The organism is Pseudomonas putida (assembly GCF_050989985.1).
Classification (GTDB): domain Bacteria; phylum Pseudomonadota; class Gammaproteobacteria; order Pseudomonadales; family Pseudomonadaceae; genus Aquipseudomonas; species Aquipseudomonas putida_AI.
On record NZ_CP158815.1, the window covers coordinates 39,995 to 59,474 of the forward strand.

General features: G+C 60.6%; 18 protein-coding genes. 7 read left to right on the forward strand and 11 right to left on the reverse strand.

The window, feature by feature from the left end:
• Positions 1 to 29 precede the first annotated feature (29 nt).
• The 4 genes from ABTV29_RS00185 to ABTV29_RS00200 are packed head-to-tail and all read left to right on the forward strand — an operon-like array spanning position 30 to position 3,541.
• Positions 30 to 1,178 carry an MlaE family lipid ABC transporter permease subunit gene (locus tag ABTV29_RS00185; RefSeq protein ID WP_433768277.1) on the forward strand — a complete coding sequence of 383 codons (1,149 nt, stop codon included), beginning with the start codon at positions 30 to 32 and terminating at the stop codon, positions 1,176 to 1,178.
• The gene (locus tag ABTV29_RS00190) at positions 1,175 to 1,978 is read left to right on the forward strand and encodes an ABC transporter ATP-binding protein (RefSeq protein ID WP_433768278.1); all 804 of its coding nucleotides are present in this window, start codon (positions 1,175 to 1,177) and stop codon (positions 1,976 to 1,978) included. Before ABTV29_RS00185 ends, ABTV29_RS00190 begins: the two co-directional genes overlap by 4 nt.
• Before the next feature lies 1 nt (position 1,979).
• Entirely contained in the window at positions 1,980 to 2,918 is a 939-nt protein-coding gene (locus ABTV29_RS00195; protein WP_433768279.1) for an MlaD family protein, read from the forward strand.
• A complete protein-coding gene (locus tag ABTV29_RS00200) occupies positions 2,915 to 3,541 on the forward strand; it encodes an ABC-type transport auxiliary lipoprotein family protein (protein ID WP_433768280.1) in 627 nt (208 codons plus the stop codon). Before ABTV29_RS00195 ends, ABTV29_RS00200 begins: the two co-directional genes overlap by 4 nt.
• Positions 3,542 to 3,677: 136 nt before the next feature.
• Here the strand turns inward: ABTV29_RS00200 and ABTV29_RS00205 are convergent, their stop codons facing one another.
• From ABTV29_RS00205 to ABTV29_RS00220, 4 genes are all read right to left on the reverse strand, one after another.
• A complete protein-coding gene (locus ABTV29_RS00205) occupies positions 3,678 to 4,907 on the reverse strand; it encodes a nucleoside recognition domain-containing protein (RefSeq protein WP_433768281.1) in 1,230 nt (409 codons plus the stop codon).
• A 246-nt stretch (positions 4,908 to 5,153) separates the two neighbouring features.
• Positions 5,154 to 6,485 (reverse strand): glutamate/aspartate:proton symporter GltP, encoded by a 1,332-nt coding sequence (gltP, locus tag ABTV29_RS00210; protein WP_433768282.1) that lies wholly within the window; start codon positions 6,483 to 6,485, stop codon positions 5,154 to 5,156.
• A gap of 721 nt (positions 6,486 to 7,206) precedes the next feature.
• A complete protein-coding gene (locus ABTV29_RS00215) occupies positions 7,207 to 7,371 on the reverse strand; it encodes a DUF1328 domain-containing protein (RefSeq protein ID WP_003170804.1) in 165 nt (54 codons plus the stop codon).
• 76 nt (positions 7,372 to 7,447) lie between these two features.
• Complete coding sequence (locus ABTV29_RS00220) at positions 7,448 to 7,735, reverse strand: hypothetical protein (protein WP_433768283.1); 288 nt, start codon at positions 7,733 to 7,735, stop codon at positions 7,448 to 7,450.
• 435 nt (positions 7,736 to 8,170) lie between these two features.
• On the opposite strand from ABTV29_RS00220, the gene algB reads away from it, so the two are divergent.
• Both algB and ABTV29_RS00230 read left to right on the forward strand, forming a co-directional pair.
• Positions 8,171 to 9,517, forward strand: coding sequence for a sigma-54-dependent response regulator transcription factor AlgB (algB, locus tag ABTV29_RS00225; protein WP_433768284.1), 1,347 nt, complete (start codon positions 8,171 to 8,173; stop codon positions 9,515 to 9,517).
• A gap of 10 nt (positions 9,518 to 9,527) precedes the next feature.
• Positions 9,528 to 11,318, forward strand: a complete 1,791-nt coding sequence (locus ABTV29_RS00230) for a KinB sensor domain-containing domain (protein WP_433768285.1) — start codon at positions 9,528 to 9,530, stop codon at positions 11,316 to 11,318.
• Positions 11,319 to 11,324: 6 nt separating this feature from the next.
• Here the strand turns inward: ABTV29_RS00230 and ABTV29_RS00235 are convergent, their stop codons facing one another.
• The 7 genes from ABTV29_RS00235 to ABTV29_RS00265 all read right to left on the reverse strand — a co-directional run bounded on the left by ABTV29_RS00235 (position 11,325) and on the right by ABTV29_RS00265 (position 18,594).
• A complete protein-coding gene (locus tag ABTV29_RS00235; protein WP_433768286.1) occupies positions 11,325 to 12,938 on the reverse strand; it encodes an EAL domain-containing protein in 1,614 nt (537 codons plus the stop codon).
• 77 nt (positions 12,939 to 13,015) lie between these two features.
• A complete protein-coding gene (locus tag ABTV29_RS00240) occupies positions 13,016 to 13,798 on the reverse strand; it encodes an N-acetylmuramoyl-L-alanine amidase (protein ID WP_433768287.1) in 783 nt (260 codons plus the stop codon).
• Positions 13,799 to 13,898: 100 nt separating this feature from the next.
• Positions 13,899 to 15,896 carry a diguanylate cyclase gene (locus ABTV29_RS00245; protein ID WP_433768288.1) on the reverse strand — a complete coding sequence of 666 codons (1,998 nt, stop codon included), beginning with the start codon at positions 15,894 to 15,896 and terminating at the stop codon, positions 13,899 to 13,901.
• Positions 15,893 to 16,771 (reverse strand): endonuclease/exonuclease/phosphatase family protein, encoded by an 879-nt coding sequence (locus ABTV29_RS00250; RefSeq protein WP_433768289.1) that lies wholly within the window; start codon positions 16,769 to 16,771, stop codon positions 15,893 to 15,895. The genes ABTV29_RS00245 and ABTV29_RS00250 overlap by 4 nt, the downstream gene beginning before the upstream one ends.
• Before the next feature lie 15 nt (positions 16,772 to 16,786).
• Positions 16,787 to 17,428: a thiol:disulfide interchange protein DsbA gene (dsbA, locus tag ABTV29_RS00255; protein WP_433768290.1), complete on the reverse strand. Its 642-nt coding sequence runs from the start codon at positions 17,426 to 17,428 to the stop codon at positions 16,787 to 16,789.
• Positions 17,429 to 17,628: 200 nt separating this feature from the next.
• On the reverse strand, positions 17,629 to 18,258 hold the full coding sequence (locus ABTV29_RS00260; RefSeq protein WP_433768291.1) for a c-type cytochrome: 630 nt from the start codon (positions 18,256 to 18,258) through the stop codon (positions 17,629 to 17,631).
• A gap of 45 nt (positions 18,259 to 18,303) precedes the next feature.
• Entirely contained in the window at positions 18,304 to 18,594 is a 291-nt protein-coding gene (locus tag ABTV29_RS00265; protein ID WP_433768292.1) for a c-type cytochrome, read from the reverse strand.
• Positions 18,595 to 18,785: 191 nt separating this feature from the next.
• Here ABTV29_RS00265 and yihA point away from each other — a divergent pair, with 191 nt between their 5' ends.
• Positions 18,786 to 19,430, forward strand: coding sequence for a ribosome biogenesis GTP-binding protein YihA/YsxC (gene yihA, locus ABTV29_RS00270; RefSeq protein ID WP_433768293.1), 645 nt, complete (start codon positions 18,786 to 18,788; stop codon positions 19,428 to 19,430).
• Positions 19,431 to 19,480: the final 50 nt, after the last annotated feature.

The window sequence follows — 19,480 nt, forward strand, 5'->3', positions numbered from 1 at the left end:
CTGCGTAATCACTTGAAAGCACGGAGCTTATGAGCAGCGACACAGTGGCCGGCGATGCCCGACTCGACACCTCGCACAGCCCGCCTCAGATACGGGTTACCGGGGACTGGACGCTTGCCCATTACGCCGACCTCAAGCGCCTGAGCGAGAAGCTCGAAGGTCAATACGACGTCAACACCCGCATCGACCTCAACGGCCTTGGCGCCCTGGATACCGCCGGTGCCTCGCTGCTGGTGGAACTGCTGGGCTCCGAGCGCCTGGGCCGCTCGGCCGAACACCCCGATTGCACGATCTCCGCCGCTGACCGCGCATTGCTGCAGACGGTCTATCGCTCGCTGACCGACTTCTGTGTCCCGATCAAGGAGCCTGAAATCAGCGTCGGCATTCAATTGCTGACGCGCATCGGGCGCGCGGTGGACACGGTCTGGCAGGACACCCTGCAACTGCTGGGCTTCGTCGGCCTGATCCTGGAAACCATCCTGCGCGGCCTGTTTCGCCCGAAATGCTGGCGCGTCACGCCGATGGTCGCGCACATCGAACAGACGGGCCTCGACGCCGCGCCCATCGTCGCCCTGCTGACGTTTCTGGTGGGCGCCGTGGTGGCGTTTCTGGGGGCGACGGTATTGGCCAACTTTGGTGCCACGGTGTTTACCGTGCATCTGGTGGCATTTTCTTTCCTGCGTGAGTTCGCGGTGTTGCTGACGGCGATCCTGATGGCCGGACGAACCGCCAGTGCCTTCACCGCGCAGATCGGCTCGATGAAAGCCAACGAAGAAATCGACGCGATTCGCACCCTGGGCCTCGATCCCATGGAGCTGCTGGTGGTGCCCCGGGTCCTGGCCCTGCTGGTTGCGCTGCCAATGCTGACGTTTGTGGCGATGGTGTCGGGGATTGTCGGTGGTGCCCTGGTCTGTGCGGTGTCCCTGGATATTTCCCCGGCGATGTTCCTGTCGTTGCTGCAAACGAACATCGGGGTTCAGCACTTTCTGGTGGGCATGATCAAGGCGCCGGTGTTTGCCTTCCTGATCGCTGCCATCGGTTGCCTTGAAGGCTTCAAGGTCAGTGGCAGCGCCGAGTCTGTCGGCGCGCACACCACCTCCGCCGTGGTGCAATCGATTTTCGTGGTGATCGTGCTCGACGCCGTGGCCGCTTTGTTCTTCATGGAGATCAGTTGGTGAGCCGTATTCCCCGAGCGCCCGCCGAGGCGGTGATCGAAGTCCGCGGGCTGTGCAATCGCTTTGGCCGGCAGAGCGTGCACGAGAACCTCGACCTGGATTTGTACAAGGGCGAGATCCTTGCGGTGGTCGGCGGCTCCGGTAGCGGCAAGTCGGTACTTTTGCGCAGCATTGTCGGCCTGCGCCAGCCCAGCGAGGGCATGGTGAAGGTCTTCGGCAAGAACCTGCCGAGTCTGCCCGAGCGCGAACGCTCGCTGGTGGAACGGCGCTTCGGCGTGCTGTTCCAGAAAGGCGCCCTGTTCTCTTCGCTGACCGTGACCGAGAACGTCGCGCTGCCCCTCATCGAACATTCCGGCCTGAGCCGCGACGACGCCGAGCATCTGGCGGCGGTGAAAATGGCCCTGGCCGGGCTGCCGCTGTCGGCGGCGGACAAATACCCCGCGTCCCTGTCCGGCGGCATGATCAAGCGTGCGGCGCTGGCGCGGGCCCTGGCGCTGGACCCGGACATCCTGTTTCTCGATGAACCCACCGCCGGCCTCGATCCGATTGGTGCCGCCGCCTTCGATCAACTGATCCTGACCCTGCGCGATGCCCTGGGCCTGAGCGTTTTCCTGGTGACCCACGACCTCGACACCCTCTACACCATTACGGATCGGGTGGCGGTGCTGGCGCAGAAGAAAGTACTGGTGGCCGATGCCATCGATGTCGTCTCGGAAACCGATGACGCGTGGATTCACGAATACTTCCATGGCCCTCGCGGCCGCGCGGCACTGACAGCCGCCCAACAGCTCAACGAGGTCTGACGTGGAAACCCGAGCCCATCATGTGTTGATCGGCCTGTTCACCGTGATTGTGGTGGCAGGCGCCCTGCTCTTCGGCCTGTGGCTGGCCAAGTCCAGCGTCGACACCGAGTTCAAGGATTACGAAGTGGTGTTCAACGAAGCGGTCAGCGGCCTGTCCAACGGCAGCTCCGTGCAATACAGCGGGATCAAGGTGGGTGATGTGGTGTCGCTGCGCCTGGACCCGGAAGACCCGCGCCGGGTGCTGGCGCGAATCCGCCTGGCGGGCGATACGCCGGTCAAGGAGGATACCCAGGCCAAGCTGGCGCTGACCGGCGTTACCGGGACCTCGATCATCCAGCTCAGTGGCGGTACGCCTGAGAGCCCGGCGCTCAAGGGCAAGGACGGCAAGCTGCCGGTGATCGTCGCCAAGCCCTCGCCCATCGCTCGTTTGATCAACGACAGCAATGATCTGTTGTCCGGGGTCAATTCGCTGATGCAGAACGCGAACCAGATGTTTTCCGAGCAGAACATCGAACATATCAGCAAGATCCTCGAACATCTGGATGTCACCACCGGCACCATCGCCGACCAGCGCGAAGATATTCGCCAGGCCATGCAGCAACTGGGTTCGATCGGCAAGCAGGCCGGCAGCATGCTGGAACAGACGACGGCGTTGATGCGCAATGCCAACGGGCTGCTCAATGAGCATGGCAAGGACATGTTGGGCAACGCCGAACAGGCGATGAAGTCGCTGGAACAGAGCAGCGCGACGATCAACAAGCTGATCACGGCCAACCAGGATTCGCTCAACAGTGGCATGCAAGGCCTCAATGGCCTGGCCCCTGCGGTGCGTGAGCTACGTGAAACCCTGACCTCATTGCGGACCATCACGCGACGCCTGGAGGCCGATCCCAGCGGTTATCTGCTGGGTAGCGACAAGCACAAGGAATTCACCCCATGAAGCTGACCCGCCTCGCCCTCCTCGCCAGCTTCACGCTGCTCGGCGCCTGTTCGATCCTGCCCGAGCCCGAGCCGTTCACCCTTTATCGATTGCCCTCGGCGCAGAGCGGCCTGCCCGCCAGTCATGGCACGCCGCAACGCTGGTCGCTGCGTTTGAACAAACCCCAGGCCAGCGAGGCGTTGAACAGCCCGAATATCGCGGTCATCCCTGCGGGCGACGTGATCAGCAGCTACAAGGCATCGCGCTGGAGCGACCCGGCGCCGGTGCTAGTGCGTAACCGTCTGCTGGACGGGTTCCAGCGCGATGGCCGGGTGACATTGCTCAGTACCGACGACAGCAATTTCCAGGCGGATCTGGAGCTGGGCGGCAGCCTGCAGGCGTTTCAGACGGAGTATCAAGGCACCGCCGCCAGTGTCGTCGTGCGGTTCGATGCGTTGCTCGTGCGCGGTTATGACCAGCGGCTACTCGCCAGTCGCCGGTTTGAAGTGCGCCAGCCTGTGGCTGATGTGAAGGTGCCGGCGGTGGTCACCGGGTTCGGCCAGGCCAGTGATCAACTGACGGCGCAGGTGGTGGCCTGGGCGGTTGAGCAAGGGCAGAAAGTTGCGCCGCCACCCAGACCCTGAGTCCAGCGAGGGACTACTTGTGGGAGCGAGCCTGCTCGCGATAGCGATTTCCCATTCAACATAGATGTTGACCGGCAAGCCGCCATCGCGAGCAGGCTCGCTCCCACAGAGGGATGTTCCACATGGGGATTTGTGGTTAACCGAAGAACCAGTAACAGACCCCAATGGCCCCGAGAACACCGGCCAGCTCCGCCAGCAACGCACACCCCACCGCATGCCGCGCCCGCTGGATGCCCACCGCGCCGAAGTACACGGCCAGCACATAGAAGGTGGTTTCGGTACTGCCCTGAATGGTCGCCGCCACCAGCGCCGGGAAGCTGTCCACGCCAGAGGTTTTCATGGTTTCGATCAGCATCGCCCGCGCGGCGCTGCCCGAGAATGGCTTGACCAGCGCCGTCGGCAGCGCGTCGACGAAGCGCGTGTCCCAACCGGCCCATTCCACGAAATGGCGAATCCCGTCCAGGCCGAAATCCAGCGCCCCGGAAGCCCGCAGCACGCCCACCGCACAGAGCATTGCCACCAGGTATGGCAGCAGGTTCTTCGCCACGTCGAAGCCTTCTTTGGCGCCTTCGACGAAAGCTTCATAGACCTTCACTTTGCGCAACGCGCCGATCACCAGAAACAGCATGATGATGCCGAATAGCGTCAGATTGCCGAGGATCGACGACAAACCAGCCAGTGCGGTGGACGACAGCGTTGCCAGCAACGCCATGAAGCCGCCGAGGGCGAGGGCGCCGGGAATCAGATAAGCCAGCACCACCGGGTCCCAGACCCGCAGGCGTTGCATGAAGGCGACGGCCAGGAAGCCGACGATGGTCGAGCAACTGGTGGCCAGCAGGATCGGCAGGAACACCAGGGTCGGGTCGGGTGCGCCTTGCTGGGCGCGGTACATGAAGATCGTCACCGGCAGCAGGGTCAGGGAGGAGGCATTGAGCACCAGGAACAGGATCTGCGCATTACTGGCGATGGTGTCGCTGGGGTTGAGTTCCTGCAGGGCCTTCATGGCCTTGAGGCCGATCGGCGTGGCGGCGTTGTCCAGGCCCAGGCCATTGGCGGCGAAGTTGAGGGTGATCAGGCCGATGGCGGGGTGACCGGGTGGGACTTCCGGCATCAGGCGCAGAAACAACGGGCCGAGGGCCTTGGCCAGCCATTCGACGATCCCGGCTTTCTCGGCGATCCGCAGGAAGCCCAGCCAGAGGGTGAGGGTGCCGAACAGCAACACCATGACCTCGACCGACAGCTTGGCCATGGCGAATATGCTTTCCACCATCGCCGCGAAGATGCCGGCATTGCCACCGACCAGCCATTGCGCCAGCGCCGACACGGCGGCCACGATAAAGAAGCCAAGCCACAGGCCATTGAGCATCAGTCAAATCCCCCAGAAGATGCGCGAATGATAGCGGGGTGGCCAGAAACGACAAACCCCGGATTTCTCCGGGGTTTGTTTGGCATATGTAGGGTCGGCAATTGGAATTTGTGATCTGACACAAAACCCCTGTAGGAGCGAGCCTGCTCGCGATGAAGGCGGCACATTCAACATCTCTGCTGTTTGATGAACCGCTATCGCGAGCAGGCTCGCTCCTACAGAAAAGCCAATTCCAGAACGCCTTGGTTAGTTGCTGGAAGTCTCACCAGCCGGCAGTTTTTCCTTGCTGCGCCAGTGCGGCAGGGAGTTCCAGTAGCGCTGGCCCTTGGCTTCGTCGTACATGCCTTCCCAGCGAGCGATTACCAGTACGGCCAGGGCGTTGCCGATCACGTTCAGTGCGGTACGGGCCATGTCCATGATGCGGTCGACACCGGCGATGAACGCCAGGCCTTCCAGCGGAATACCCACGCTGCCCAGGGTGGCCAGCAGCACCACGAAGGACACGCCCGGTACGCCGGCGATGCCTTTGGAGGTGACCATCAGGGTCAGCACCAGCAGCAGTTGCTGGCTGATCGACAGGTCGATGCCGTACAGCTGGGCAATGAAGATGGCCGCGATGCTCTGGTACAGGGTCGAACCGTCGAGGTTGAACGAGTAACCGGTCGGCACCACGAAGCTGCAGATGGCTTTCGGTGCACCGTAGGCTTCCATCTTCTCGATCACACGTGGCAGCACGGTTTCGGAGGAAGCGGTGGAGTAGGCCAGCACCAGCTCATCCTTGAAGATGCGCATCAGCTTGATCACCGAGAAGCCGAAAAGGCGAGCGACCAGGCCCAGAACCACGAAGGCGAAGAAGGCGATGGCGAAGTAAACCAGGATGACCAGTTTCGCCAGCGGCAGCAGGGACGCGAAGCCGAAGTTGGCCACGGTCACCGCGATCAGTGCGAACACGCCGATCGGGGCGTAGTTCATGATCATGTGGGTGACCTTGAACATGCTTTCCGATACGCCCTGGAACATGGTTACCAGCGGGTCGCGCATTTCTGGCTTGAGGCTCGACAGACCAAGACCGAACAGCACCGAGAAGAAGATGATCGGCAGCATTTCACCGCGGGCCATGGCCGCGAAGATGTTCGACGGGATCAGGTTGAGGATGGTTTCGATGAACGCATGTTCATGCTGAACCTCGGCCGCCGTCGCCTGGTACTTGGAGATATCCACAGTACCCAGGGTGCTCATGTCGATGCCGGCACCCGGATGGAACAGGTTGGCCAGCAGCAGGCCGACCACGATGGCGATGGTGGTGACGACTTCGAAGTAGATGATGGTCTTGAGGCCGATGCTGCCGAGTTTCTTCGCGTCGCCGACGCCAGCGATGCCGACGATCAAGGAGGAAATCACGATCGGGATCACGATCATCTTGATCAGACGGATAAAGATATCGCCTGCCGGTTGCAGAACGTTGCTGATCCACCAGGCTTTCTCGGCACTGAAATGGTTAAGCAGCGCACCGATTGCAATCCCCAATACCAGACCGATGAGGATCTGCCAGGCGAGGCTAAGCTTTGCCTTCTTCATATCTTTACCCTTACTTCAGTTTGACTCGAACAGATGCGCGAGCTGATCCGCTTGTGGCGAAAAAGTCGCGTGCAACTGCCCCCGTATAAGGAGCCCCGGAGCGCTTGTTGTGGCTCTCTGGCAGGCGAAAAAAGGCGCAACTATTCCGATGCGGGGAAGCGACGTCTAATGCCGTAAACGCCTACCCTATGCCGAATCGGCATGAGGTCTTTTAGCTGAAAGCGACGTCGCAATCGGTTCGAATACGACATTTCGGCAGACATAGGTGCCGTGAACCGGCCATTGCAGCGCTATCTGAGTGTTTTTTGATCAGCGGCACGGGGGAAGATTTCCGGGAAATTCCTACATAGGGCGCGACAAATTTCCCGTCTGGTGAGGGCGTCTTTTCTCGATATACGGTCGCAAAAGCAGCGCCTGGAAAAGCATTTTTCCGGCGAGGAAGGAGGGGTTGCAGCGGGGATGATCGAAAAACCGATGGATCGCTCTAACTCAATACTTTGCCTGTACAAGCTCTTCGCAGGTCCGTCGACTCATGCAAGATCGGCGAACCTGCGTAGCAGCTTTTCCTGACCCGGCCCTTGCGCAGGCACTCCCTGTACCCGTAGGTCACTCCGCCCCTGACACAGGCAGAACGTCCCGACCCCCTGGTCATGCGCCTGCCTTCCTCGGGTGGGCGCACTGGGAAAGAGGCGATGCGCCTCTTTCTTTGTCATGTTTTCAGTCAGCCTCGGCCGCGGCGGCCAAAGAAGAAGGATGCAATGAACATCACCAGGAAGACGACAAAGAGAATCTTGGCGATACCCGTGGCGGTGCCCGCGATACCACCGAAGCCCAGTACGGCAGCGACAATGGCAATGATCAAGAATGTAATTGCCCAGCTCAACATGGTGATTCTCCTTACGCTTCTATTTATTTAGAGGTATTGCGTTTCCCGGCGTATCGAGCGCGCCGGGGGTGTGAACCTAGAACACCCAGCGTTCCTGACGAGGCGATTGATCCAGCGACTGGTGCTGGTCGACATCCATCATTCGCATCGAAGTGCTGTCGTCCATGCCGCTTCGGGCGGCGCTGAAGTGGGTTTGAGTCGGGTGTTGAAACGACACGCTTGGCCTTTCCTGCTGCTGGTTCTGTTCCCAGCGCAAGAATTGCTGACCGGCAATCAAGGTGATCAGCAGTGCCAATACGGCGAAAAGACCTTGCTGTAGATACAAGGGCGAGAGCCGCAATTGGGTGGCACGTTGGCGATTCATCCTGAAGCTCCTCCCACTTTGGGGTAATCGGTTGAGGGCGGTTTGTTGTTGCCCTGCGATATTTTGGATATTGCAGCCTGCGTGCCAGAATTTTTCCGATAAAAAATCTATATAAATCAATTATTTATGATGATGGTGTTTTGACCTTCGGACGCATCCTGCACGATGGGCTTTTGCGCGGTCGTGCGTAATGCACGATCGGCGAGGCTGGCGGCGCAATTTTTTTGAATTGAGAGGGGGGCGTAGCTGTCAGAAATAAACGCGATTGCGCGTTTGATCAGTGCCTTTCTATAAAAGGCTCACGAAATCAGCGCGCGAACCGGCGAGGCGGGAGATAACTATCCTGTCTTCGCAGGAATGGATCAGAATGAACCATGCAACTTGCCCGATTTTTCCGGGACTAAACCAAGATCATTCATAAAGGAGCGTAGGAAAATGGAATCAGCCACAGAGCATCAAGGCCGTATTCTTCTTGTGGATGATGAATCCGCCATCCTGCGTACTTTCCGTTATTGCCTCGAAGACGAAGGCTACAGCGTGGCGACGGCCAACAGTGCCGCTCAGGCTGACATGCTGCTGCAACGTCAGGTCTTCGATCTGTGCTTCCTCGATTTGCGCCTGGGTGAGGACAACGGTCTGGATGTCCTGGCCCAGATGCGCATTCAAGCGCCCTGGATGCGCGTGGTGATCGTCACCGCGCACTCGGCGGTGGATACGGCGGTAGATGCCATTCAGGCCGGCGCCGCTGACTACCTGGTGAAACCCTGCAGCCCGGATCAATTGCGCCTGGCCACCGCCAAACAATTGGAAGTGCGGCAGTTGTCGGCGCGCCTGGAAGCGCTGGAAGGTGAGGTGCGTAAGCCCAAGGATGGCCTGGATTCCCACAGCCCGGCCATGAAAGTGGTGCTGGAAACCGCCCGCCAGGTCGCCGGCACCGATGCCAACATCCTGATTCTCGGCGAGTCGGGCACCGGTAAGGGTGAGCTGTCCCAGGCCATTCACGGCTGGAGCAAACGCGCGAAGAAATCCTGCATCACCATCAACTGTCCGTCGCTGACCGCCGAGCTCATGGAAAGCGAGCTGTTCGGTCATAGCCGAGGGGCGTTCACCGGGGCCAGCGAAAGCACGCTGGGGCGGGTCAATCAGGCCGACGGCGGAACGCTGTTTCTCGACGAAATCGGCGATTTTCCCCTGGTCTTGCAACCCAAGTTGCTGCGCTTCATTCAAGACAAGGAATACGAGCGGGTCGGCGACCCGGTTACCCGCCGTGCGGACGTGCGCATCCTGGCGGCCACCAACCAGAACCTCGAGGATATGGTCCGCGATGGCCGCTTCCGCGAAGACTTGCTGTACCGCCTGAACGTCATCACCTTGCACCTGCCGCCGCTGCGCGAACGCCGGGAAGACATCCTGAACCTTGCCGACCGTTTCCTGGCGCGCTTCGTCAAAGAGTACGCACGCCCGGCCCGGGGGTTCAGCGACGAAGCCCGCGAAGCGCTGTTGGGCTATCGCTGGCCCGGGAACATTCGTGAACTGCGCAACGTGGTGGAGCGCGCGAGCATCATCTGTGCGCAGGAACGGGTAGAGGTCAGTCACCTCGGGATGGCGGAAACGCCGATCAACAATGCGCCGCGCATCGGCGCTGCCCTGAGCCTGGACGAGCTGGAGAAGGCTCATATCGGTGCGGTCCTGGCCACCGCCGGCACGCTGGACCAGGCAGCCAAGACCCTGGGGATCGATGCATCGACGCTGTACCGCAAACGCAAGCAATACAACTTGTGAGACGCCGCCGATGAAACTGGCGATGAAGTTGCGGACCCGGCTGTTCCTGAGCATTTCCGCACTGATCACCGTAGCGCTGCTCGGGCTGTTGCTCGGCCTGGTCAGCGTGATGCAGATGGCCGGAACCCAGGAAGCGCTGGTGCGCAACAACTTCGTCACCCTGGATATCGGCCTCAAGTTGCGCCAGACGCTGGGCGATCAGTTGATCATCATGCTCAGCGAGCAACCGGACTCTTCGGCCTTCGAAGCGTCCAAGCAGCATTATCTGCAATTGCTCGAAGAAGGCATTGCCCAGGAGCCGCAGGACGAGGGCAGCGAATTCGGATTCAAGAAAGCCAGGGCGGACTACCTGAGTTTCATCAAGGCGTACGAAGTGGCGCCTGATACCACCCATGTCCTGAGCGGCAACGACGAGCTCACGGACAGATTCAATGCCCTGCGCAATGGCCTGATCGCCGAACACAAGCGCGCGCTGGATAACATCAACGATACCGAGCGCCAGGCCCGTGAGCGTGCCTTGCTGATCGCCGGCCTGCTGGGGCTGGTCGGGTTGGCAGTGCTGATCATCGGTTTCGTGACCGCCCATGCCATCGCCCGGCGTTTCGGCGAACCCATCGAGGCACTGGCGCAGGCGGCGGACAATATCGGGCAGGGCAATTTCGACGTCACGCTGCCGGTGTCCTCGGCTGTAGAGCTGAACCAGCTGACCCGGCGTTTCGGGATCATGGCCGAGGCGTTGCGCGAGCATCAGGCCACCAATGTCGATGAACTGCTGGCCGGTCAGCAGCGCTTGCAGGCCGTGCTGGACAGCATCGATGACGGCTTGCTGATGATCGATCGCCAGGGGCGCCTGGAGCATCTCAACCCGGTGGCCCAGCGCCAGTTGGGCTGGGACGCCGATCGGGTCGGGCAAGCGCTGGACGTGGCCCTGCAGCGCCCCGAACTCGATGTACAACTGCAAATGGTGCTGCGCGGCGGCACGCTGGAGCGTCCGCCGGAAGACTTGAGTATCGAAGTCGATGGCGAGACCCGCGTGCTGACCTTCAGCCTGACCCCCGTCGTTCATACCCAGGGGCATATTCTCGGCGCAGTGATGGTGCTGCATGACGTTACCGAGCAGCGTGCCTTTGAACGAGTGCGCAGCGAGTTCGTGTTGCGCGCCTCCCATGAGCTGCGCACGCCGGTGACCGGCATGCACATGGCGTTCGGCCTGTTCCGCGAGCGCGCGCGTTTTGCCCCGGACTCCCGTGAAGCCGATCTGCTGGATACGGTGAACGAAGAAATGCAGCGCCTGATGCAGTTGATCAACGACCTGCTGAATTTCTCGCGCTATCAGAACGGCCTGCAGAAACTCAGCCTGGCGCCTTGCTCCATCGACGACCTGCTGGAGCAGGCGCAGACACGCTTTAGCAGTAACGCCGAGGAAAAGGGCATCGAGTTGCTGGTGGAAGTGCAAGGACCGTTGCCGCGCTTGCAGGCCGACCAGCCGCAGCTGGACCGGGTACTCGACAATCTGATCGACAACGCGCTGCGTCATACGTCCGCCGGTGGCCTCATACGCTTGCAGGCGCGACGCCACGGAGATCGGGTGATCATCAGTGTCGAGGACAACGGCGAGGGCATTGCCTACGGGCAGCAGGGGCGGATCTTCGAGCCCTTTGTGCAGGTGGGCCGCAAGAAAGGTGGGGCCGGCCTCGGCCTGGCGTTGTGCAAGGAGATCGTGCAGTTGCACGGTGGGCGGATGGGCGTTTATTCGCGGCCGGGGCAGGGTACGCAGTTCTACATGGCGTTGAGTGTGTAGCGAGCTCTACGCTTCATCATCCAGGCGTCGGCCGGCCAGCCGACGACCACGGGTAATCAACTCGATGAATTGCACGGCGCTCAGGGCATGGGCGAACAGCCAGCCCTGACCGAACTTCACCCCTTCACTGCTCAAGAGTTCCGCCTGGGCTTCATGCTCGATGCCTTCGGCGATCACCTTCAGGTGCAGCGACTGCGCCATATGAATGATGTGTGGGGCGACGCCGCTGCTGGCCGCGTCATGACCCAGCGCATCGATGAAGGCCTTGTCGATCTTCAGGCAATCCACCGGCAAGGTTTGCAGATAGGCGAGGCTGCAATAGCCCGTGCCGAAGTCATCGATCAGCACCTGATGGCCGACATCGCGCAGCGCTTGCAGGTTTTCCCGTGCCACCACCACGTCGATGAGCCCGCGTTCGGTGACCTCGAAGGCTATTTGCCGGGCGGCGACCCGATGCAGTGTCAGCAGGCGAGCCATGACCTGGCCAATACGCGGCACCATCACATCGCACGCCGCCAGGTTGACCGAGATATAGAGCTGCGGATTGGCTCGCAACAATTGCCCCAGTTGCTCCAACAGGCGTTGCAGGACGAAGTCGGTCATCTGGCGGATCTGCCCGGTGTTCTCCGCCATGGGAATGAACAGGTCGGGGCTGGTCAGCGTTCCATCCGGTCGACGCCAGCGCAGCAAGGCTTCGGCGCCGACGCAGTTGCGACTGTCGAGGTCGAAGATCGGTTGATACAAGACCTGCAATTCGCCGCGGCGTATGGCGCCGGTCAGTTCCGCATCCAGAGACTGGCGTTGACGCACCAGCAGGAACACCAGAAACCCCACGCACAGGGACAAGCTCAGGCACACCGGCAGCAGCCACCACCACATCGGCGGTATGTGAGTGCCGCCACGGGGGCTGATCAGCACCAGCTGGTATTCCGGGTTGTCGGTGGGCATGCGGTAGATCAGGCGCTTCTGCGTGACTTGCAGGGCATCCCGGCTTTTCGGCGGCCAGTGCTCCGACGGCGGCCACACCTGCGCGGCGCCCAGTACCGGGATCGCCCGGGTGCCACGGTCAAGGACGACCAGCAGGCTGCTGCCGGGCGACAAATCGACCATGTCGGTCAAATGCCCGCGAGACGTGGCGACACGAAAATTGCCGCGCCCGAGCATCAGTGCTGCGCGGTTTTCATCGGGTTCGGTGGTGGTGTTCAGCCAGTAGCTGTAGGTGGGACCTTTGATGTCGGGAGGACGTATCAGCGACAACCCTTCCTGACGCGGTCGGTTGGAGCAGATGCGCGTGGAATCCATGTACGCGGCTTCGTAGACGAAGCGGTAGTTGAAGGTGACTTGCTGCAATGTCGCGATCATTTCGTCATCGCAGCCACGAAGCGGCTGGGCTTCCAGGTCGTCGAGGCTTTCACGCAGCTGCCCGAACAGTTGCTCCAGGCGGGCGAGGAAACGCTCGCCCTGGGCATTCATTTCCAGGCTTTCGTTCTGCTGGACCTGGTGCAGGGCGATGAACAAACTGCCCGACATCAATAGCGTTGCGCTCAAGACAGCCGCCATCATCGCCAGAAACCAGGGGCGATAGAACCAACTACGGAATGTCTCTCTGGCAGCAGGCATCGTGGAATATCCGGCGGATTACCAATGAGTTATAGCTGCTGATTGACAAAGGCGCGCTGACCGTCGGGCGGCCGTCGCTATTTTGTCTGATTTAACACCTGAAGCAGCGCCGCGGTTTGCGCGTCCGGCGTACCGTCGAAGCGCGATGGACGGAAATGCATCTGGAAAGCGGCAATCACATGGCGTGTGGCAACGTCGAGTTCACCGGTCTGCGCGATTTCGTAACCGAAACGGGCCAACTGGGCCTGGTACCAACTGATGCTCGGCGGCTGCGTTTCAAAGTGTAGCTGCTGGCGCGCCACGGCCTGCTCGTTGGGCCAGATGCCGAAACCTGCCGCAGCCAGGCGCTTCCAGGGAAACAGCGGGCCCGGGTCCAGTTTGCGCAGGGGGGCAATGTCACTATGGCCGACGATGCTGCGAGGACTGATGGGGTAGCGGGTAGTGATGTCCTTGAGCAGGACAATCAAGGACTGCACCTGCGCTTCGCTGTAGGGGTACCAGAGACGTCCGGTGGGAGTGTCCTTGAACCCCGGGTTGACGACTTCGATGCCGATGGAACTCGAATTCAGCCAGGTCCGGCCTTGCCATTGGCTTTCTCCGGCGTGCCAGGCCCGCTGGTTTTCGTCCATCAATTTGAAGATGGTCGCCTTTTTGTCGTCGCCGATCAGGTAATGGCTGCTGACCTCGCCTTGGGTGAGCAATTGCAGCGAACGTTCCTGCGAGGCGTTGGTGTAATGCAGCACCACGAACTGGATGCGACTGTCGTGATTGGCGGAAGGATGACTGGTGTCGTAACGAGGGCCACTGGCACAACCGGCCAGAAGCAGCAGTGACATGATGATGAACGCGAGAAATTTCATAGCTGGGCAATACACGCAAGACAGTAATGCAACAGTGTAACGTACTGCCTTGCGTGCGGAGGGCATTCACAAAGTTTTAAACAAATGGGCGTGCTGCCCCTCAGCCCAGCTCCACTCGATTGCGCCCGGCATTTTTTGCACGATAAAGCGCCTGGTCGGCTCGCTTGAGCACCAGATCGCTGTTTTCACCGGGTCTGAACGCCGTCAAACCCATGGAAATCGTGACAGTGACTGGCTCACCCTTGAAGTGGAACGGGCAGGCTTCGATCGATGCGCGCAGGTGTTCCAGCAGTTTCATCCCGGCGGCTGGCACCGTCGATGGCAAGAGCAGGACAAACTCCTCACCACCAAACCGGGCAATGAAGTCCGTACCGCGCAGGCGCTTGCGCAGCACCGTGGCAATGATCTTCAGCACTTTGTCACCGGCCAGGTGACCGTAGTTATCGTTGATGCGTTTGAAGTGATCGAGGTCGAGCATGGCCAGCATCAACGTGTTGCCGTGTTGTTGCCATTGGCCGACTTCATGGTCCAGACGTTCGCTCCAGGCCGCGCGATTGGGCAGTCCCGTCAGCGGGTCGATCAAGGCTTTCTGGCGCTGTTCTTCGAGGTGTTCGCGAAAGCCCAGGGCCTCCTGTTCCATGTGCGCCACTCGTTCGGCCAGGCTATTGAGGCGGGCCGCCACCTCCTGCTCGCGCTCGTCGCGCTGCTGGCGATGGCGATCCATGGTGCCGAGCAGGCCTTCAAGATGGTTTTCCAGGACGACTTTGAGATCGTCCAGGTTGGACGCCGCATGCACGCTGCTCTGCAGACCGTCGACTTGTTCGCGGATCTGCGTGTCCATGGCCTGGGCGGCGCTGCGGTTGTCGGCATGGCCGTCGCTGGCGGCTTGCAGATTGCTCTGGAACGATTCGAGGCGTTCGTTGAGGTGCTGCAGGTAGGTTTCGAACTCGTGCTGGCCGCTGCCCGAGATTGCCAGCATCAAGGTAGCCAGGTCGTCGAGGATCGGCAGCAACTCGTACCAGTTCAAGCCGTTCTTCAGGCGATAGCGCATCGACTCCGCCTGCGGGCGATGGCGCTCGGGGATCGTCAGATCGTCGAGCAGGCCCAGCAATGTCTCCTCGATATGCTTGGCCACCGAGCTGTAGGACGGCTCGGGGGAGTCCGGCAGGGCATAGAGGATGTCATGGGCGGCAGGTTGTTCAGGCTCGTCGGCGGTTGGTTCCGAGGGGGCTGGGGCGACAGGCTCAGTGTGTGTCAGCTCGTCGGGATTGATTGCCGGTTCAGTTGGGGATTCGGAAGCTTCGCAGACGATTACAGCTGGTTCGGGTTGATCCGCCTGGGGTTTTGCTTCCTCAATCGAGGCGGGCTCTGGCTGCGCTTCGAGTACCGTTGATTCAATGACTGGAGCAGCCGGTACAGGCGTTACCACTGTGGTTTGTGGCTCGGTGGCGACGGTTGGCGTTTCTGGCGCTTCGACGTGCAGCTCAACGTCAACCGGGGTGTGTGCGGTTTCCATCGGTTGGACGGGGTGTTGCTCGGCGACCGGAGTGGCCTGCGTCGCTGCATCATCGGCTTCACGGTGACCGAACAGGCGTTGCAGCAGGCTGGGGCGATCGGGTTCCGGCGGGGTATCCAGCTGGCTCAAGGCCTTGCCCTGCAAACCGCTTAGCTCACTGAGCAGCAACGGGATCTCGCGAGCCTGGCGAACCCGGTTATCCAGGGTTTTGGCGAAACTTTTCAGCGGGCGGCTGACTTCCCGGGGCAGCGGCAAGGTTTGCAGCTGAGTGACGAGTGCCGTCAGTGCGGCGCTGGTCTGGTTGATCCGGGTTTCCCGGCGTTGCTCGGAGTCGAGTACGGCTTTTTCCAGGCGCGGGAGCAGGGCGGCAAGGCCGGCATCCATGTCGTCGGTGCGCACGACTTCACGCATTTCCTTCATGCATTGATCAACGACGCGATCGGTGCCTTCCGCCGCCAGCGTGCTACGCACCAGGCCGCGGCGCAGCAAGTCGAGGCGGGCATCCCAGCGGCGTTCGAGCTTTTCCTGTTGTTCGATGCTTTTGAGGTATTTCTCTTTCCAGCGCTGGGCGTCGTCGCTCATTCAGGGGTTCCGCGAAGGGTAGGACTCAATGCGGGCAATGCATCGGCCGTGAGCGAACTCGGCAGACGAATCTCTACCGCGACCGGCAGGTGATCAGAAATGGGTTGGGCCAGCACCTCGACCTTTTCCAGGGTCAGGCTCGGGCTCAGAAGAATGTGGTCCAGGCAGCGTTGTGGACGCCAGCTGGGGAATGTCGCTTCCAGTTGTGGCGCGAGCAGGCCGAGGTCACGCAACGGCGAATGTTGCAGCAGATCACTGGCATGGGTGTTCATGTCGCCCATCAGTACCTGGTGCTTGTAGCCACCAATCAACTCGCGGATGTAGGCCAGTTGCAGGCTGCGGGTCCGTGCGCCGAGTGCCAGGTGCATCATCACCACCACCATGGCATCCGGGCCTTCGCCGAAGCGCACCAGAATCGCTCCGCGACCTTTCGGCCCTGGCAATGGATGATCCTCAATCGCCCACGGCCGCAGGCGGCTCAACACCCCGTTGCTGTGCTGGGCGAAGCGTCCGAGATTGCGATTGAGTTGCTGATACCAGTAGGGAAAGGCGCCGAGCTGGGCCAGATGTTCGACTTGATTGACGTAGCCTGAGCGCAAGCTGCCGCCATCGGCTTCCTGCAAGGCAACCAGGTCGAAGTCGCCGAGAAGGCTGCCGATTTTCTGCAGATTGTCGGCACGCCCGTGGTGCGGCAACAGGTGTTGCCAGCCCCGGGTCAGGTAATGCCGATAGCGTTCGGTACTGATGCCGACCTGGATATTGAAACTGAGCAAACGCAAACGGCTGTCTTCGGGCAGACCCGTCGATTGCAGATGATGCTCGTTGACCCGCGGATCATGCAGGCCAACGCTGCGTTCACTTCCCCAGCGGCGCATGGTGGGTAAAGCCTTTTAGTTGGAGGCCGCCTTGTTGGCTGCTCGCTCTTTGTCGATCAGCTTGTCGGCCAGTTGCAGGGCTTCTTGAGCGCCGCCGGCAGAGCCTACGTCAAAACGATACTTGCCGTTGACGATCATGGTTGGAACACCGGTGATCTCATATTTCTTGGCCAGTTCAGTAGCCTTCACGATCTGGCCCTTGATGGCGAAAGAGTCGAAGGTGGCCAGGAACTTGTCCTTGTCGACGCCCTGGGTGGCCAGGAAGTCCGCCATGTCATTCTTGTCGGTCAGCTTCTTGTGTTCTTTCTGAATCGCGTTGAACACCGCAGCGTGGACCTTGTGTTCAACACCCATGGCTTCCAGAGTCAGGAACATCTGGCCGTGTGCGTTCCACGGGCCACCGAACATGGCGGGAATACGGACGAAGTTGACGTCCGAAGGTAGCTTCTCGACCCAAGGGTTGATCACCGGCTCGAATGCGTAGCAGTGCGGGCAGCCGTACCAGAACAGCTCCACCACTTCGATCTTGCCTGGAACGGCTACCGGAACCGGATTGCTCAGTTCGACATAAGGGGCGGCTGGGGTTTCGGCGGCCTGGGCAGTCATGCCGAACAGGCTGGCAGCGACCAGTGCGGCGCTGATGATCAGATTACGCATGCTTTACTCCTGGACAAATTTTGTCGCCTCGCGCGACCTGTTTTCAGACAGGTCATGGCGGGCGTGAGTTCTGTAGTGTAACGGCAGCGACCACAAAAAAGGGCGGCCAAAGCCACCCTTTTTATACTTCCTGCAATGGATTAATCGAGCGTTAACGTTGCAAGCGTTGTATGCCCCGCGCCACGCCCGATTCACCGGCTTTAGTGCAGGCCTTGAATGTAGCTCGACACTGCGGCGATGTCTTCGTCGCTCATTTTCTTGGCGATGGTCTGCATCGGCTTGCTGTCGCCGTCGTTGGTCCGGCCGCCTTCTTCCTTGCGGAATTCGGTCAGTTGCTTGGCGACGTATTGAGCGTGCTGGCCGCCCAGATGCGGGAAGCCGGCAGCGGCGTTACCCGCGCCGTTTGGCGAGTGGCAACCGGTGCAGGCGGGCATGCCCTTGGCCAGGTCGCCGCCACGGAACAGCGCTTCACCGCGTGTGACGACTTTAGGATCGGCGGCGCCGACACTGCCTTTCTGGCTGGCGAAGTAGGCGGCGATGTCCGCCAGGTCCTGATCGCTCAGGTTGGTCAGCAGGCCGGTCATTTCCAGAACGGTGCGCTTGCCCGACTTGATGTCGTGCAGTTGCTTGGTCAGGTAGCGTTCACCCTGGCCCGCCAGTTTTGGAAAGTTTGGCGCCATGCTGTTGCCATCCGGGCCATGACAGGCGCCACATACGGCGGCTTTTGCCTGGCCTGCGGCGGCGTCACCAGGTTTTACTGGCTCACCTGCGGCATAGGCAGCGCCGGAGATCCCCACGGTCAACAGCAGACTCACGATCAGTTTGTTCATCAGCTAATCCAACTACGGCTAAGGGTTAAGAGTTATGGACCGGGCTTACTCGCTCATCCACTGGATGATGGCTCGGTAATCCTCGGCACTGCAGTCCATGCACAAACCACGCGGCGGCATCGCCTTGAAACCCTGGGTCACGTGTTGCACCAGCGTCTCCATACCTTTCGCCAACCTCGGCGTCCAAGCTTCCTGATCGCCCTTTTGAGGCGCCATGGGGAGTTGGCCGGAATGACAGGCACCACAAACACGGTTGTACACAGCTTCCGGATTCTGTGTAGCCTGAGCGCTGTAAAGCGGTATCAGGACACCGGCAGCTAGCAGCCATTTCGTCATAAAACGACCTTTTCAGGGTTGAGAGCGTGCTGCGTTCTAGTGCGCAATCTAGGTCTGTCGCTCTCGTGAACTTCGTCCTACGCTGGGACAAAGCGCACACAAAATCTGCGGCATTATATACTGGCGTCACTGAAACGGAAGCGACACCGCTTGCCGGGCCCATTCCAGGCGCCGCCCACATCGGAAATCCCATGCAACTCAAGAATCCCATCCTCGGTCTGTGCCAACAGTCTACCTTCATGCTCAGCGCCGCCAAAGTCGACCAATGTCCGGATGACGAAGGTTTTGAAGTCGCCTTCGCCGGGCGTTCCAACGCCGGCAAGTCCAGTGCTCTCAACACCCTGACCCATGCCAGTCTGGCGCGAACCTCGAAAACGCCGGGGCGCACGCAACTGTTGAATTTCTTCAAGCTAGACGATGAACGCCGTCTGGTCGACCTGCCGGGCTACGGTTATGCAAAAGTCCCTATCCCGCTCAAGCAACACTGGCAGCGTCACCTCGAGGCGTACCTGGGCAGCCGCGAGAGTTTGAAGGGTCTGATTCTGATGATGGATATCCGTCACCCGATGACCGACTTCGACCTGTTGATGCTTGATTGGGCCATCGCCAGCGGTATGCCGATGCACATTCTGCTGACCAAGGCGGACAAGCTGACCTATGGCGCGGCCAAGAACACGCTGCTCAAGGTTCAGTCGGAAATCCGCAAGGGTTGGGGCGACGCTGTGACGATCCAGTTGTTCTCGGCGCCAAAACGCATGGGGCTGGAAGAGGCCTACACCGTGCTGGCGGGCTGGATGGAACTGGCGGATAAAGGCGCCGAAGCAGAGGCGCAGTAAGGCTCGGGAACTGCCTGCGGTGCGCCCCGGGCAGTTTTCTACGGGCAAAA